This window comes from Phenylobacterium sp. (assembly GCF_030680185.1).
Classification (GTDB): domain Bacteria; phylum Pseudomonadota; class Alphaproteobacteria; order Caulobacterales; family Caulobacteraceae; genus Phenylobacterium.
In genome coordinates this window covers 15,003-29,232 of the sequence record NZ_JAUXVZ010000028.1, presented here as the reverse complement: position 1 = coordinate 29,232, position 14,230 = coordinate 15,003, and the positions used below count along the sequence as shown (strand labels likewise).

The 14,230-nt window shown below is 68.9% G+C and carries 14 protein-coding genes; 2 read left to right on the top strand and 12 right to left on the bottom strand.

The genetic code is table 11. The features are described 5' to 3' along the window. From Q8L83_RS05000 to Q8L83_RS04990, 3 genes are all read right to left on the bottom strand, one after another. Positions 1-651, bottom strand: a 651-nt coding sequence (locus Q8L83_RS05000; protein WP_305285115.1) for a ferritin-like domain-containing protein, incomplete at its 3' end; no start/stop codon positions are given. A 152-nt stretch (positions 652-803) separates the two neighbouring features. Further along, positions 804-1,211, bottom strand: coding sequence for a metallopeptidase family protein (locus Q8L83_RS04995; protein ID WP_305285114.1), 408 nt, complete (start codon positions 1,209-1,211; stop codon positions 804-806). Beyond that, positions 1,208-1,798, bottom strand: coding sequence for a hypothetical protein (locus Q8L83_RS04990; protein ID WP_305285113.1), 591 nt, complete (start codon positions 1,796-1,798; stop codon positions 1,208-1,210). Before Q8L83_RS04990 ends, Q8L83_RS04995 begins: the two co-directional genes overlap by 4 nt. A 122-nt stretch (positions 1,799-1,920) precedes the next feature. Here Q8L83_RS04990 and Q8L83_RS04985 point away from each other — a divergent pair, with 122 nt between their 5' ends. Then, positions 1,921-4,242: a PAS domain-containing sensor histidine kinase gene (locus Q8L83_RS04985; RefSeq protein WP_305285112.1), complete on the top strand. Its 2,322-nt coding sequence runs from the start codon at positions 1,921-1,923 to the stop codon at positions 4,240-4,242. 182 nt (positions 4,243-4,424) lie between these two features. Here the strand turns inward: Q8L83_RS04985 and Q8L83_RS04980 are convergent, their stop codons facing one another. From Q8L83_RS04980 to sdhC, 6 genes are all read right to left on the bottom strand, one after another. Further along, positions 4,425-4,745: a 2Fe-2S iron-sulfur cluster-binding protein gene (locus Q8L83_RS04980; RefSeq protein ID WP_305285111.1), complete on the bottom strand. Its 321-nt coding sequence runs from the start codon at positions 4,743-4,745 to the stop codon at positions 4,425-4,427. Positions 4,746-4,765: 20 nt separating this feature from the next. Beyond that, positions 4,766-5,995 carry an NAD(P)/FAD-dependent oxidoreductase gene (locus Q8L83_RS04975; RefSeq protein WP_305285110.1) on the bottom strand — a complete coding sequence of 410 codons (1,230 nt, stop codon included), beginning with the start codon at positions 5,993-5,995 and terminating at the stop codon, positions 4,766-4,768. Between the two features lie 62 nt (positions 5,996-6,057). Beyond that, positions 6,058-6,840, bottom strand: a complete 783-nt coding sequence (locus Q8L83_RS04970) for a succinate dehydrogenase iron-sulfur subunit (protein WP_305285109.1) — start codon at positions 6,838-6,840, stop codon at positions 6,058-6,060. Positions 6,841-6,937: 97 nt separating this feature from the next. Further along, positions 6,938-8,725 carry a succinate dehydrogenase flavoprotein subunit gene (gene sdhA / locus Q8L83_RS04965; protein ID WP_305285108.1) on the bottom strand — a complete coding sequence of 596 codons (1,788 nt, stop codon included), beginning with the start codon at positions 8,723-8,725 and terminating at the stop codon, positions 6,938-6,940. A gap of 2 nt (positions 8,726-8,727) precedes the next feature. Further along, positions 8,728-9,120, bottom strand: coding sequence for a succinate dehydrogenase, hydrophobic membrane anchor protein (gene sdhD, locus Q8L83_RS04960; RefSeq protein ID WP_305285106.1), 393 nt, complete (start codon positions 9,118-9,120; stop codon positions 8,728-8,730). Next, positions 9,120-9,527 (bottom strand): succinate dehydrogenase, cytochrome b556 subunit, encoded by a 408-nt coding sequence (gene sdhC / locus Q8L83_RS04955; RefSeq protein ID WP_305285105.1) that lies wholly within the window; start codon positions 9,525-9,527, stop codon positions 9,120-9,122. The genes sdhD and sdhC overlap by 1 nt, the downstream gene beginning before the upstream one ends. Before the next feature lie 190 nt (positions 9,528-9,717). Here sdhC and Q8L83_RS04950 point away from each other — a divergent pair, with 190 nt between their 5' ends. Then, positions 9,718-10,599 carry a LysR substrate-binding domain-containing protein gene (locus Q8L83_RS04950; protein ID WP_305285104.1) on the top strand — a complete coding sequence of 294 codons (882 nt, stop codon included), beginning with the start codon at positions 9,718-9,720 and terminating at the stop codon, positions 10,597-10,599. Positions 10,600-10,744: 145 nt separating this feature from the next. On the opposite strand, the gene zapE is transcribed toward Q8L83_RS04950, so the two are convergent. The 3 genes from zapE to Q8L83_RS04935 form a co-directional block, all read right to left on the bottom strand. Continuing rightward, positions 10,745-11,860 carry a cell division protein ZapE gene (gene zapE, locus Q8L83_RS04945; RefSeq protein WP_305285103.1) on the bottom strand — a complete coding sequence of 372 codons (1,116 nt, stop codon included), beginning with the start codon at positions 11,858-11,860 and terminating at the stop codon, positions 10,745-10,747. Positions 11,861-11,931: 71 nt separating this feature from the next. Continuing rightward, a complete protein-coding gene (locus tag Q8L83_RS04940) occupies positions 11,932-12,645 on the bottom strand; it encodes a hypothetical protein (RefSeq protein WP_305285101.1) in 714 nt (237 codons plus the stop codon). A 58-nt stretch (positions 12,646-12,703) separates the two neighbouring features. Beyond that, a complete protein-coding gene (locus Q8L83_RS04935; RefSeq protein WP_305285099.1) occupies positions 12,704-14,215 on the bottom strand; it encodes a CoA-acylating methylmalonate-semialdehyde dehydrogenase in 1,512 nt (503 codons plus the stop codon). Positions 14,216-14,230: the final 15 nt, after the last annotated feature.

Below are 14,230 nucleotides of genomic sequence, written 5' to 3'. Positions count from 1 at the left end.
CACGAGCTGCACCAGGCGGCGCAGGACGGGATCGTTGGTCTTGGCATTGAGCGTCGCGAACGAGCCCATGGCGATGCCCTCGATCAGCATCTGCATGCCGACGATCTTCTTGTAGACCTCCTCGGTGGTCACCAGGTCGGTGAGCACGGCGGAGATCGTCTTGCCGACCGGCAGCGGCTCGCCCCAGCGTTTGGCGATGTAGCGGGTGAAGCCCGCGACGTGGCGGGCCTCCTCGCGCGCCTGGTTGGCGGCATATTCCTGGGCGCCCGGATCGAGCAGGATGTGGCAAAGGCTGGCCGACAGCGACAAGGCGCCCTGTTCGCCATGCAGCAGATTGGAGACCGACCAGTGCATGACGTCGTTGGCGAGCCCGATCTTCTGCCCGTCATCCAGCCGGTCGGCCACCGCACTCTTCAGCTCGACCACCGTGTCCAGCGGCATGATCGGCGTCTTGGACATGTCGAACGGCGCGTCGTAGTCGATATAGCTCTTGTCGAAGGGATCCCAGAAATGGTCGTGGGTGGCCGAGATGATCTTGTCGAAGGCCGTCGAGCGGGCGTTGTAGCGGTCCAGCTCCAGCATCGACTCGAAGTCGTCCGGCGCCACGGCGTCGTAGATGATGTCCTTGGTGATGTTGCCGTCAGCGGCCATGAAATCGTCCTCCAGGAAGATCGGGCAGGCTCTGCGGCCCCGGCTCCGCACCTTGCGGGCAGCCCATCTATCTGGCGCCAGTCAGCCACATGAACGACGTTCAGTCAAGAAGATGACGGGGGCGTCACTTTCGTGACGACGGGCCTCCGCCCTCAGTCCTCGGCCGCCTCGATGGCGTCGATCTGGTCGTCGGACAGGCCGAAATGGTGGCCGATTTCATGGACCAGCACATGGCTGACCAGTTCCTCGAGCGTCACATCGCCCCGGGCCGCCCACTCATCCAGGATCGGCCGGCGATAGAGGAAGACCATGGACGGATGGACCGCGGGATCGAGCACCGAGCGGTGGGCCAGATCGACCCCGTGATAGAGGCCGGTCAGGTCGAAGGGATCGTCGATCTCCAGCGCCGCCAGGGTCTCCTCGTCGGGGAAGTCATCGACCCGGAAGATGACGTGGCCGGTCATCTGGCGGAAGGCGGCGGGCAGGCGCGCAAACGCGGCCTCGGCCAGGGCGGCCATGTCGTCCAGGCTGGGGGCGAGCCCCGATACGGATGCGGTCATTCGTCGGCGATCACGATGTGCGGGGCTTCCGGCGTGCGGACTTCGAACAGGCCGATGTCCAGGGGCTGTTGCGGACGGAAGGGGCGCAGGGGCTGGCGGGTCAGGGCGTCGAGGGTCTCGCGGTCGGCCTCTGCGGCCCCGCGGCGCACCCGCCGAGCCTGCGGACCATCCAGCGGGATTTCGGCGCCAGCCCCGATCCGCCAGAACGAGATCTGCAAGCGCCACACCGTAGCCACCGGTTGCTCCGGCGGGGTCGGCCAGCGGCGGCCATCGCGCAAGGTCGGCTGGACCGGGGCCAGCATCCGCCGCCGGCCGCCCACCTGGGCCGCCAGCTCGGCGAGCCGGCAATAGCGATCCTCCGGCGGCAGGCTGCGCACACGGCCGGGACGGTCGTCCTCGACGCGACCGGCATAGACGTCCAGCGCCGCCTCACGGCTGGCGAATTCGGGGCCGACCGGGCGGGTGATGAACTCGACCGCCTCGCCGCCGGCCAGGTCCCGGGCTTCCCGGGCGCGGGCTGCGCGGCCCACCGGGGCTGCGAGCGCGGCCTCGGCGTCGCGGGCGACGGGATAGAGAATGGCGCTCATGGCCCCATTGTCGCGCAAACGAGGGCCCGTGGAAATGCGCCGCGGGTGCGGCGAACCGTTTTGGGTTCTATGTTGAAAACAGGGTGATTCGCATCGGCGCGGACGGCGCTGATGGAGTGGTGATGAACGCGCATGAACTGATCCTGGCGGCGGCCGCCGGTGCGGTCTGCCTGGCCATCTGCGCCACGCTCTGGGCCCTGGCCCAACAGCGTCAGGGGCAGGCGCGCCTGCTCGCCCTCAGGGCCCGGATCGCCGAACTGGAAATGCGCGCCGAGGTCGCCCAGTCCTCGGCCGAGGCCTTCGACTCCGCCCTGCTGGCGGTGGAGGACGGCCGCGCCCTGCTGGCCTCGGGCGAGGAAAGCCTCTGCGTATGCGCCGCGGCCCTGTCGCTGGAGAACGCCGACGCCCAGGGCCTGGTCAACGCCCTGATGCGGGCCGATCCCGATCATGCGCGACGCCTGCGCGCCCTGTTCGAGCGTGGCGAGAGTTGCGCCTTCGAGGTCCGAGGGCCAGCCGGGGTGGTTTCGGTCGAGGGCCGGGCCGCCGGCGCCCTGGCCTGGCTGCGGCTCTCGGCGGTGATCGGCGAGGACGCCGGCCTGCCCACCGCGCCGCGGTTCGCAGCCCTGCTGGACGCCCGTCCGGGTCCAGCCTGGATCGCCTCGGCCGATGGGGCCCCGGTCTGGGTCAACGCCGCCTGGCTGGCCGCGGTGGACGCCACGAGCCTGGATGAGGCCGCCGCCAAGGGCCTGACCCTGGACAAGGCCGCCGACGAGATCGCCAGCGAAGCGGCCAATCTGGCCCAGGTGCGCGAGACCACCCGCTGGCTGACGCTGGGGGGGCGCCGCCGCGCCTTCCACATCACCGCCCGGCCGCTGGAAGGCGGCGGCGTCGGCGTCTGGGCCGAGGACGCCACCGAGACCGAAGAGATGCGCGAGGCGCTGAAGCGCCACGTGGCCGCTCACGACGAGACGCTGAACCACATCGCCGACGCCGTCGCCATCTTCGGCGCCAACAAGAAGATGATCTTCCACAATACGGCCTTTGCCGAGTTGTGGGGCCTGGAGCCGGCCTGGCTGAGCGAGCGGCCGGGCCACGGCGAACTGCTCGACCGCCTGCGCCAGCGCCGCCGCCTGCCGGAGACCGCCGACTATGTGAAATGGCGGGCCGCCGAGTTGGATCGCTATGAGGCCCTGGGCTCCAGCCCCGATGATCTGTGGAGCCTGCCCGACGGCCGCACCCTGAGGGTCGTGCGCCAGCCCCACCCTATGGGCGGCGTGCTGCTCTTGTTCTCCGACATCACAGACGAGCTGAAGCTCAAGGCCCAGTACAACGCCCTGATCCAGGTGCAGCAGGCGACCCTGGATAAGCTGAACGATGCGGTGGCCGTGTTCGGCTCCGACGGGCGGTTGCGGCTGCACAACGAGGCCTTCGAGCGCTTCTGGAACGTCACCCCGACCCAGCTGGACCTGGCCGGCGACTTCGAGGGCGTGGTCGAGCTGTGCGTGCCGCGCCTGCACGACCTGGGCTTCTGGCGGGAGTTGAAAGGCCGCGTCGCCGATCCCGACCCCAGCGCCCGGGCGCCGATCTCCGGCGAGGTGAAGACCTCGGACTCCCGCATCGTGGCCTATCAGTCCCGCCCCCTGCCCGACGGCGCGACCCTGATCGCCTTCACCGACGTCACCGACGCCCGCAAGCTGGAGAGCGCGCTGGCCGACCGGTCCGCCGCGCTCGCCGACGCCGAACGGCTGAAGCGCGACTTCGTGGGCAATGTCTCCTACGAGCTGCGCACCCCGCTCACCACCATCATCGGCTATTCCGAGCTGCTGGAGCGGTCCGGCGAGAACCTGTCGGAGCGCGGGCGCAGTCACGCCGCAGCCGTGCGCATGGCCGCCACCCAGCTCGCCCGCTCCATCGACGACGTGCTGGACATGGCCCAGATCGACGCCGACGAAATGGCCCTGGATCTGGAGGACGTCCATGTGGGCGAAATGCTGGCCCAGGCCAGCGCCCGCTGGTCCCGCAGCCTGGAGGAGGGCCGCATCGTCCTGCAGGTGGAGCATGCCGACGAGATCGGGGTGATCCGGGCCGACGCCCACCGCCTGGACCAGATCCTCGACCACCTGATCGAGAACGCCATCCGCCAGACCCCGCCTGAGGGCAGGATCACCATCTCGGCCCGCCGCGCCCTGGGCGAGGTCAAGCTGCAGGTCACCGACACCGGCCGGGGCATCCCCTTCCACGTCCAGGCCCACATCTTCGACCGGTTCGTCGGCCGCGAGCGCGGGGGGCCGGGTCTCGGCCTCGCCCTGGTCAAGGCGCTCACCGAGCTGCACGGCGGCTGGGTGGCCCTGGAGAGCGAGCCCGGCGCCGGCGCGACCTTCACCTGCCACCTGCCCGAACTGGCCCAGGCGGAGTCGGCCTCGCACCGCGAGCTGGAGTTTTAGAGGGACTAGGCTCCCCCACTTCTCCCGTCATGGTCGGACTTGATCCGACCATCCATGAACACCTCGGCTGGCCCGGTGGCCATAGACCTTCGCGTCAGGCGCAAGGGTGACGCCGGGAAGGGCCGCGGACGCAAAAACGCCGGGCGCAGGGCCCGGCGTCTGTGTTGTCGGCGATGATGAGCCTAGTGCTGGCTCTCGGGCATCCGCACGATCAGGCCTTCGAGCTCGTCGGTGACCTTGATCTGGCAGGACAGGCGGCTGTTGGGCTCGACGTTCTCGGCGAAGTCCAGCATGGACTCTTCCATGGCCGAGGACTCGCCGGTCTTGTCCTTCCAGGCGTCGTCCACATAGACGTGGCAGGTGGCGCAGGCGCAGGCGCCGCCGCAGTCGGCGTCGATGCCCGGGATGTTGTTCTTCACCGCGCCTTCCATCACCGTGAGCCCGGTCTTCACGTCCACGACGTGCTCGGTCCCGTCGTGCTCGATATAGGTGATCTTGGCCATGGCTCCCTTTCGCGCCGCCTTCAGGCGACGACCTCTTTCATTGAAACGCTGAGATCGACAAGCTTCGCCTTCGACACCGGCTTGCGGTTTCCGATCAGCTGCTTGCCCATCATGAATTCCGGGGGCGAGTTGATCGCCTCCACGGATTGGATCTGGTCTCCCTTGAGGTGGAAGACCGCGAACTTGCCGGTGGCCGGGTCGCCCCGCAACAGCACCTCGTCGGCGTCGAAGGCGTAGCCGGCGATCTGAAGCTTCAGGTCATACTGGTCCGACCATTGCCACGGCACCTCGCCGGCCGGGGCCGGGCGCCCGGTGATGGCGCTGGCGGCCTGCTTGGCCTGCTCCAGGGCGTTGGGCACACTCTCCATCCGGAACATGCGGTCATAGATCGGCATCGGCCGATGGGCCACGTCGCCGATGGCGAAGATGGATGGATCTGAGGTCCGCGCCTCAAGGTCCACCACCACGCCACGGGCGGTGTCGAGGCCGCAGTCGGCGGCCAGCTCGTCGTTGGGGGTCGCGCCCACCCCGATCACGGCGGCGTCGCAAGGCACGGTCCGGCCATCGGCCAGGGTGACGCCGGTCACATGACCGTCCTCGCCGACAAAGCCGGTGACGCTGGCGCCCATCTCGAAGATGACGCCATGGGTCTCGTGCACGCCGCGGAAGAAGTCCGACAGGGATTCGCAGGCGACCCGGGCGAGCAGACGCTGCTCGCGCTCGATCACCACCACCTCGGCGCCCAGCGCCCGGCCCGACGCGGCGACCTCCAGGCCGATATAGCCGCCGCCGACCACGGCCAGGCGCTTGCCCGGCCCCACGGCGGCCTTCAGGGCCTCGGCGTCGGCGGCGGTGCGCAGCTCCAGCAGGCCGGCGAGCTCGGCGCCCGGCACCGGCAGCTTGATGGCCCGCGCGCCCGTCGCCAGGATCAGGACATCGTAGGTCAGGGTCTGGCCGTCGGCCAGGGTCACGACCTTGTCGGCCCGGGCCAGCTTCACCGCCCGGGTGTTGGGCCGGAAGTCGATCTGGTGCTCGGCGTAGAACTCCAGGGGCTTCAGCGCCAGGGAGTCGGCGTCGGCCTCGCCCTTGAGCCAGGCCTTGGAGAGCGGCGGGCGCTGATAGGGAGCCAGCGGCTCGTCGCCGATCAGGGTGATCGGCCCCGTATGACCATACTGACGCAGCAGCGCGGCGGCCGTGCCGCCGGCGTGCCCCGCCCCCAGGATCACCACGTGTGCGCCTAAATCACTCATGCCGCTCCCCGATGCAGAAAAATGACGCCTGCGTCAACTTGGGAAACGCACAGACGCCAGCTTTAGACGACCCGATCGACCAGCATCTTCTTGACCTCGGCGATGGCCTTGGCCGGGTTCAGACCCTTGGGGCAGACCTGGGCGCAGTTCATGATCGTATGGCAGCGATAGAGCTTGAACGGGTCTTCCAGATCGTCAAGCCGCTCGCCGGTGGCCTCGTCGCGGCTGTCGATCAGCCAGCGATAGGCGTGCAGCAGGGCGGCCGGGCCCAGATACTTGTCGCCGTTCCACCAGTAGCTGGGGCACGAGGTCGTGCAGCAGGCGCACAGGATGCACTCATAGAGGCCGTCGAGCTTTTCCCGGTCCTCCGGCGTCTGCAGCCATTCCCCTTGCGGCTCCGGCGTCTTGGTGTGCAGCCAGGGCTCGATGGAGGCGTACTGGGCGTAGAACATGGTCATGTCCGGCACCAGGTCCTTGACCACCGGCATGTGCGGCAGCGGGCTGATGGTGCAGGTCTGGCCGGGAACTTCTTCCCAGCCATGGGTGCAGGCCAGCGTATTGCGGCCGCCGATATTCATGGCGCAGGAGCCGCAGACCCCTTCCCGGCACGAGCGCCGGAAGGCCAGCGTCGGGTCCATGGTGTTCTTGATGTGGATCAGGGCGTCCAGGACCATCGGGCCGCAGGCGTCGGTGTCGACGTCATAGGTGTCCCACCGGGGGTTTTCGGTCCCCTCGGGGTCATAGCGATAGACCTTGAAGGTCTTGACGCTCTTGGCGCCGGCCGGGGCCGGGTGATGGCGGCCCTTCTGGACGCGGGAATTCTTGGGCAGGGCGAGTTCGACCATCGGAGGCTTTCCTTAGGCGAAGACCCCGGACCCCGCGCGCGCGGCGCGTTCGGTCCGAAGCCGGGAATGAGCGACGAAGCGGGCCACGGACCGCCTCTTAGTAGACCCGCGCCTTCGGCGGGATGTAGGCGATGTCGTTGCTGAGCGTGAACGAGTGCACCGGACGGTCGTCCAGCTTCACCTTGCCGGTGGCGTCGTCGAACCAGGTCAGCGTGTGCTTCATCCAGTTCTCGTCGTCGCGGTCGGGATAGTCCTCGCGAGCGTGCGCCCCGCGGCTCTCGGTGCGGTTCAGCGCCCCGTTCACGGTGACGGCGGCCTGGCCGATCAGGTTGTCGAACTCCAGGGTCTCGACGAGGTCGGTGTTCCAGATCATGCCGCGGTCGGTGACCTGGATGTCGCCGCGCTGGCCGTGGATCTTGTCCAGGCGCGCCACGCCCGAGGCCAGGCTCTCGCCGGTGCGGAACACCGCGGCGTCCTCCTGCATGGCCTTCTGCATGTCCAGGCGAAGCTGGGCCGTCGGCGTGCCGCCCTTGGCGTTGCGCAGGCGGTCGAAGCGGGCCAGATGGGCCTCGGTATGGCTCGCCTTCAGCTCGGGCTGCTTGGCGCCGGGCGTCAGGATGTCGGCGGCGCGCAGGGCGGCCGAGCGGCCGAACACCACCAGGTCGATCAGCGAGTTGGAGCCCAGGCGGTTGGCGCCGTGCACCGACACGCAGGCGGCCTCGCCCACGGCCATCAGGCCGGGGATGACGCTGTCGGGGTTGTCGCCGTCGCGGGTGACCACCTCGGAATAGAAGTTCGTGGGGATGCCGCCCATATTGTAGTGCACGGTCGGCAGCACCGGGATCGGCGCCTTGGTCACATCCACACCGGAGAAGACGCGGGCGCTTTCGGAAATGCCCGGCAGGCGCTGATGCAGCACCTTGGGGTCCAGGTGGTCCAGGTGCAGGAAGATGTGGTCCTTGTTCGGACCCACGCCCCGGCCTTCGCGGATTTCGATGGTCATGGCCCGGCTGACCATGTCCCGCGGCGCCAGGTCCTTCACGGACGGCGCATAGCGCTCCATGAACCGCTCGCCCTCGGAATTGGTCAGATAGCCGCCCTCGCCGCGGGCGCCTTCGGTGATCAGGCAGCCGGCGCCATAGATGCCGGTGGGGTGGAACTGCACGAACTCCATGTCCTGCAGCGGCAGGCCGGCCCGCAGGACCATGGCGTTGCCGTCGCCGGTGCAGGTGTGGGCGCTGGTGCAGGAGAAGTAGGCGCGGCCATAGCCGCCGGTGGCCAGGATGACCATCTGGGCCTGGAACCGATGCAGGGTGCCGTCGTCCAGCTTCCAGGCGGTGACGCCGCGGCAGACGCCGTCTTCCATGATCAGGTCGAGGGCGAAATACTCGATGAAGAACTCGGTGTTGTTGGCCAGGGACTGGCCATACATGGTGTGCAGCATGGCGTGGCCGGTGCGGTCGGCCGCCGCGCAGGTGCGCTGGATCGGCGCCTCGCCATAGTTGCTGGTCATGCCGCCGAAGGCGCGCTGATAGATCTTGCCGTCCTCGGTGCGCGAGAAGGGCACGCCCCAGTGCTCGAGCTCGTAAACGGCGGCGGGCGCGTTGCGGCAGAGATATTCGATGGCGTCCTGGTCGCCCAGCCAGTCCGACCCCTTGACGGTGTCGTACATGTGCCAGCGCCAGTCATCCTGGCTCATATTGCCAAGGCTGGCCGAGATGCCGCCCTGGGCGGCCACGGTGTGCGAGCGGGTCGGGAAGACCTTGGAGACGCACGCGGTCTTCAGGCCGGCCTGGGCGCAGCCCAGCGCCGCGCGCAGGCCCGAACCGCCGGCGCCCACGACGACGACGTCGAACTTGTGGTCGATGAATTCGTAGGAGGCCATGCTCAGTAAGCTCCGCCCGACAGGGCGACCTTCAGGATGGAGAAGAGGGCGAGCGCGCCGAACAGCACGCAGACGAAGAGGTTCAGCAGCAGCAGGGCCGCCTTGGTCACCCGGCGATGGATGTAGTCCTCGATCACCACCCGCATGCCTGAGTTCATGTGCATGAAGCTGATCACGGTCAGCAGGGCGAGCAGGACCGCATTGACCGGCGAGGCCAGCCAGGCGACCGCCATGTCATAGTCGCTGCGGGCCAGTCGCAGGACGGCGAAAACGCCCCACAGCACCAGCGGGATGAGCGCGATCGAGGTGACCCGCTCGGTGATCCAGTGGCCGACCCCGTGGCCGGCGGCGCCCAGGCCGTGGGCCCGGGAAAAGGGCGTGCGGAAATCGGCCATCAGAGCGCTCCCGTCATGGCGGCGATGATCCAGACCACGATGGTGGCCACGATGGCGAAGGCGACGGTGGCCACCGCGCCGGCGTTGGCCGCCTGCAGCTTCAGGCCCACCCCGGTGTCCCAGATCAGGTGCTGGACGCCCTTGGCCAGGTGGAAGAAGACCGCCAGGCTGAGCGCGAACATGACCAGCTTGCCCAGGAACGAGCCCATGACGCCCATGAAGGTCGCGTAGGCCTCAGGCCCCATGGCCAGCGAAATGGCCCATCCGGCGAGGATCAGCGTGCCCACATAGAGGCCGACGCCGGTGATCCGGTGGGTGATGGAGGTGAGCGCGGTGAGATGCCAGCGCCACACCTGCACGTGCGGCGAGGTGGGTCTGACCCGGATAGTCTTCGAGGCGTCCGACATCGGTTCTACAGCCGCTCCCTCTTGCCCTAGCTTGCTTGAGGCCGCTTTTACGCCGCCATATGGGGGTGTCAACGAAGCCGCCGAACACAATGGCCGAGCCTGCGCACCTTCGCTGAGACGGAAGTCTCTCGGCTTTCGCCCTCCCGGGCAATCCGTCTTTGCTGTAGCCTTCCTTCGCGGGAGGCGAAGGATGCGGTTCGATCTGGTGGATCTGAGGCTGTTCTGCGACGTGGTGGAGGCCGGCTCCATCACCCGCGGCGCCGAACGCTCGGCCCTGGCCCTGGCGGCCGCCTCCACCCGCATCCGGGCCATGGAGCAGTCGCTGGGCGCGGCCCTGCTGACCCGCTCGCGCCTGGGGGTGACGCCGACGCCCGCCGGTCTTCTGCTGCTCAAGCACGCCCGTGGCCTGCTGGAACAGAGCGCGCGCATGCAGGACGAACTGGGCCTCATCGCCGACAGCGCGGCCGGCGAGGTCCGCGTCCTGGCCAACACCAACGCCCTGACGGAATTCCTGCCCGAGGCGCTGTCGTCGTTCCTGGCCGACAACCCCCAGGTCAGCGTCGATCTGGAGGAGCGCCTGTCCGACGAGATCGTCGGCCTGGTGGCCGAGGGCGCCGCCGATGTGGGCATCGTCGCCGGCACTGTGGATGTGGGCGCCTTGGAGACGTTCGCCTTTCGCACCGATCGGTTCGTCGTCGTCACGGCCCTGGACCATCCCCTGGCCAAGAACATCAGCGCCGCCTTCGGCCAGGTGCTGGATTACGACCTGGTGGGCCTGGACCGGGCCAGCTCCCTGCAGCGCTTCCTCGCCGCCCGGGCCAGCCGCGAGGGCCGCCGCCTGCGCCTGCGCGTCCAGCTGCGCAGCTTCGACGCCGTCTGCCGGCTGGTGGAGTGCGGGGTCGGCGTCGGCGTGGTGCCCGAGACCACGGCGGCAAGGGCCGTCTGCACGATGAACCTGGCCATTGTCGCGCTCACCGACGACTGGGCGGCGCGGGAGCTGAAGATCTGCGTCCGCAGTCTGGACGAACTGCGCCCCGTCGCCCGCCAGCTGGTCGAGAGTCTGCGGGCCTGAGCACGCCGCAGGCGCTGTAAGGCAAGGGGCGACACGAAGGACACGAAGGGGCGCGAGGGACCCAAAGGGCTCACCGTCGCGCTTCGTGCGCTTTGCGAATCTTCGTGTTCTTTGTGTCCCCTCTTTTTTACGCTTCGCGCGCAGCCTAGCCCCGCTCGGTGAGCCAGTCGGCCGAGCGCATCTCCTGCAGGCGCGAGGCGGTGCGTTCGAACTCGAAGGCGCCGTCCCCTTCCGGATAGAGGGCGGCCGGCTCGGCCTCGGCCAGCACGATCAGCTTGGCGCGGGCCTCATAGAGGGCGTCGATCAGGGTCACGAAGCGCCTGGCCTCCTCCCGCCGCGCCGGCGTCAGCCGCGGCACGCGCTCGAGAAAGACCGTGTGGAAGCGCTCGGCCAGGGCCAGATAGTCGTTCGGCCCCAGCGCCACGCCGCAGAGGCTGGCGAAACTGGCCCGCAACAGGCCGCCGGTGGCGTGGGGCAGGTGGATCTTGCGGCCCAGGACCTCGAGCGTCTCGCCCAGCTCTTCGTGACCGTCGAGCATCTGGCTCCAGAGGGCGTCGTAGGTCCGCACATTGTCCGGGTCGATGGGCGAGAACCAGACGCCGGCCGCCCGCAGCCGGTCCAGGCGATAGTCATGCTCGCCGGCCACCGAGACCACCTCGGTCCGGGTCTTGAGCAGGTCGATGAAGGGCAGGAAGAGCTGGCGGTTGATGCCGTTGCGATAGAGGGCGTCGGGCACGCGGTTGGAGGTGGCCACCAAGGTCACCCCGCGGTCGAACAGGGCCGTGAACAGCCGGCCCAGGATCATGGCGTCGGCGATGTCAGTGACCTGGAACTCATCGAAGCACAGCAGGCGGGCCTCGCCGGCCACCACGTCGGCCACCGGCGGAATAGGGTCGTCCCCGCGATGCTGGCCGAACGTCGCCTTGCGGGCCGCCGCATCCCCTTTGCGCCAAGCGTCGATCAGCCGGTGGATCTCGCCCATGAAGACGTGGAAGTGGGTGCGGCGCTTCTTCGCCACCGGCACGGTCTCGTAGAACAGGTCCATCAGCATGGACTTGCCCCGGCCCACGGGCCCCCAGAGATAGACGCCGGTCTGGCTCTGGGGTTTGCGCAGCCGTCCGAACAGCCCGCCGGGCTCGCTGGCGGCCAGGTCGGCCTCCAGCCGCGCCAGGGCCGGCAGGGCGGCGGCCTGGGCCGGATCGGGTCGGATCTCGCCGCGGGCCAGGCGGTCGCGGTAGGCGGTTTCGAGGGCGGACGTCATGCCTCCGCCCCTAGCCTGGAGACATCGCGATCACAATCAGCCAATCGTCCGCCGTACGCTTTGTCGACGCTTCAGGTCGCTGCGGGTTCAGCCGGAGCCAGGGCGCCGTCCTCTTCGCCTTCCGGCACCTGCGGGGTGTCGCTCCGGGCCGGCAGGCCGAGGTCTTCGCGCAGGAAGCGGTAGGTTTCCCGGCGCTCGCAAGCGCAGGCCTTCATCTGGCCCTCCTGGTCCCACCAGACCAGCAGCGGATAGGCGAAGTCGACGCCATTGTCCTTGAGCAGCGGCGTGAGCTGGTCGACCAGGTTGCGGCCGGTGTCCACCACCGCCGTCCGCGCGGAATCGCCATCGGCGGGCGGGATGCCCGGCGCGGTCCAGGCCGAGGCGGGAACCTGCACCCAGCGCTCGAACAGACCCCAGTCGCGGTTGAGCCACAGCTCGGCCACGGTGGCGCGCTCGGCGGCCGTCGAGCGTTCCAGGCCGTTGGCGTCGCGCCGGGCGATCTCGATCACCCGGGTGTCGATTCCCGCCGCATGCAGGTCGGGGAACTGCTCGGCCTTGAAGCGCAGGCAGTCGGGGCAGGTGCGGAACGACACCATATAGACCGCGGGGCCTTCGATGCCGGGCGAGACCCAGCCTGTGGATTCCAGCAGGCGGGCGATTTCAGCCTGGTTCTTCGTCACCGTATTGGGCCTCCAGCGGACGTCGTGGTTCCAGTACAGATAGGCGCCGAGGCCAGCCACCACGACGACCAGGGCCAGGATCGCCCACAGGCGGAAATTCTTCATGCTCGATCGCTCCAAAGCTCGGGGGCAGCCTAGGCCATAGGCCCCAGGGGCCGATAGCCTATCTCATGGTCGGTATGACGAAGGCCTGGTCGCTTCCCTCGCCCTCAGGCCAGCGGGCGGTGACCGTCTTGACCTTGGTGTAGAAGCGGACGCCCTCCATCCCGTGCTGGTTGGCGTCGCCGAAGGCGCTGCGTTTCCAGCCGCCGAAGCTGTGATAGGCCACCGGCACGGGGATGGGCACATTGATCCCGACCATGCCGACATTGACCCGCGAGGCGAACTCCCGGGCGGCCCGACCGTTCCGCGTGAAGATCGAGACGCCGTTGCCGTAGGCATGCTGCGAGGGCAGGGCCAGGGCCTCCTCGAAACTCTCGGCCCGGACGATCTGCAGGACCGGGCCGAAGATCTCTTCCTGGTAGGACCGCATGGTCGGCTTCACATGGTCGAACAGGGTGGGGCCGATGAAGAAACCCTTCTCGTGGCCCTGCAGGGAAAAGCCCCGGCCGTCGGCCACCAGCTCGGCCCCCTCGTCGATCCCTATCTGGATGTAGTCGGAGACGCGCCTGTGGTGGGCGGCGCTGACCACCGGGCCATACTGGGCGGCGGGGTCGGAGGAGACGCCGATCTTCAGGGTCTCGATCCTGGCGCTCATCAGCTCGCGGAAGGCTTCGGCGGTGGCCGCCCCCACGGGAACCACGACCGGCAGGGCCATGCAGCGCTCGCCCGCCGAGCCGAAGGCGGCGCCGAGGATATCGCCCACGGCGGCCTCCAGGTCGGCGTCCGGCAGCAGGACGCCGTGGTTCTTGGCCCCGCCCATGGCCTGGACCCGCTTCCCGTGGGCCGCGCCGGTCGCATAGACGTACTGGGCGATATCGGAGGAGCCAACGAAGCTGACGGCGGCGATATCGGGATGGGTCAGGATGGCGTCGACGCAGACCTTGCCGCCGTGGACCACGTTCAGCACGCCGGCCACCTCGACACCGGCTTCCGCACCGGCCTCCATGAACAGCTCGGCCAGTCTGACCGGCACGCTGGGGTCCTTTTCCGAGGGCTTGAGGATGAAGGCGTTGCCCACCGCCACGGCCACCCCGAACATCCACATCGGGATCATGGCCGGGAAGTTGAACGGCGTGATGCCCGCCGCCACCCCGAGCGGCTGGCGCATGGACCAGACATCGATCCCCGGGCCTGCGCCCTCGGTGTATTCGCCCTTGAGCGCATGGGGGATGCCGCAGGCGAACTCGATCACCTCCAGCCCCCGCTGGATGTCGCCTTTGGAGTCGGCGATCACCTTGCCATGCTCGGACGACAGCAGAGCGGCCAGCTCGTCCATCCGCGCCTCGACCAGGCGCTTATAGGCGAACATCACCCGCGCCCGGCGCTGCGGATTGACCGCGGCCCAGGCCGGCTGGGCTTTCAAGGCGGCCTGGACGGCCATGTCCAGCTCGTCGGCCGAGGCCAGGGCCACGTGGGCCTGGACCTCGCCGAGATTGGGATCGAACACCTCGCCCTGGCGGCCCGAGGTTCCGGCGACGGCGCGGCCGGCGATGAAGTGGCTGATCTCACGCATGGGCGAGAGCTTAGG

Coding starts and splice junctions, on each gene's coding strand:
- Q8L83_RS04995 (WP_305285114.1), bottom strand. CDS start 1,211: ATGACCGCATCCGTATCGGGGCTCGCCCCCAGCCTGGACGACATGGCC.
- Q8L83_RS04990 (WP_305285113.1), bottom strand. CDS start 1,798: ATGAGCGCCATTCTCTATCCCGTCGCCCGCGACGCCGAGGCCGCGCTC.
- Q8L83_RS04985 (WP_305285112.1), top strand. CDS start 1,921: ATGAACGCGCATGAACTGATCCTGGCGGCGGCCGCCGGTGCGGTCTGC.
- Q8L83_RS04980 (WP_305285111.1), bottom strand. CDS start 4,745: ATGGCCAAGATCACCTATATCGAGCACGACGGGACCGAGCACGTCGTG.
- Q8L83_RS04975 (WP_305285110.1), bottom strand. CDS start 5,995: ATGAGTGATTTAGGCGCACACGTGGTGATCCTGGGGGCGGGGCACGCC.
- Q8L83_RS04970 (WP_305285109.1), bottom strand. CDS start 6,840: ATGGTCGAACTCGCCCTGCCCAAGAATTCCCGCGTCCAGAAGGGCCGC.
- sdhA (WP_305285108.1), bottom strand. CDS start 8,725: ATGGCCTCCTACGAATTCATCGACCACAAGTTCGACGTCGTCGTCGTG.
- sdhD (WP_305285106.1), bottom strand. CDS start 9,120: ATGGCCGATTTCCGCACGCCCTTTTCCCGGGCCCACGGCCTGGGCGCC.
- sdhC (WP_305285105.1), bottom strand. CDS start 9,527: ATGTCGGACGCCTCGAAGACTATCCGGGTCAGACCCACCTCGCCGCAC.
- Q8L83_RS04950 (WP_305285104.1), top strand. CDS start 9,718: ATGCGGTTCGATCTGGTGGATCTGAGGCTGTTCTGCGACGTGGTGGAG.
- zapE (WP_305285103.1), bottom strand. CDS start 11,860: ATGACGTCCGCCCTCGAAACCGCCTACCGCGACCGCCTGGCCCGCGGC.
- Q8L83_RS04940 (WP_305285101.1), bottom strand. CDS start 12,645: ATGAAGAATTTCCGCCTGTGGGCGATCCTGGCCCTGGTCGTCGTGGTG.
- Q8L83_RS04935 (WP_305285099.1), bottom strand. CDS start 14,215: ATGCGTGAGATCAGCCACTTCATCGCCGGCCGCGCCGTCGCCGGAACC.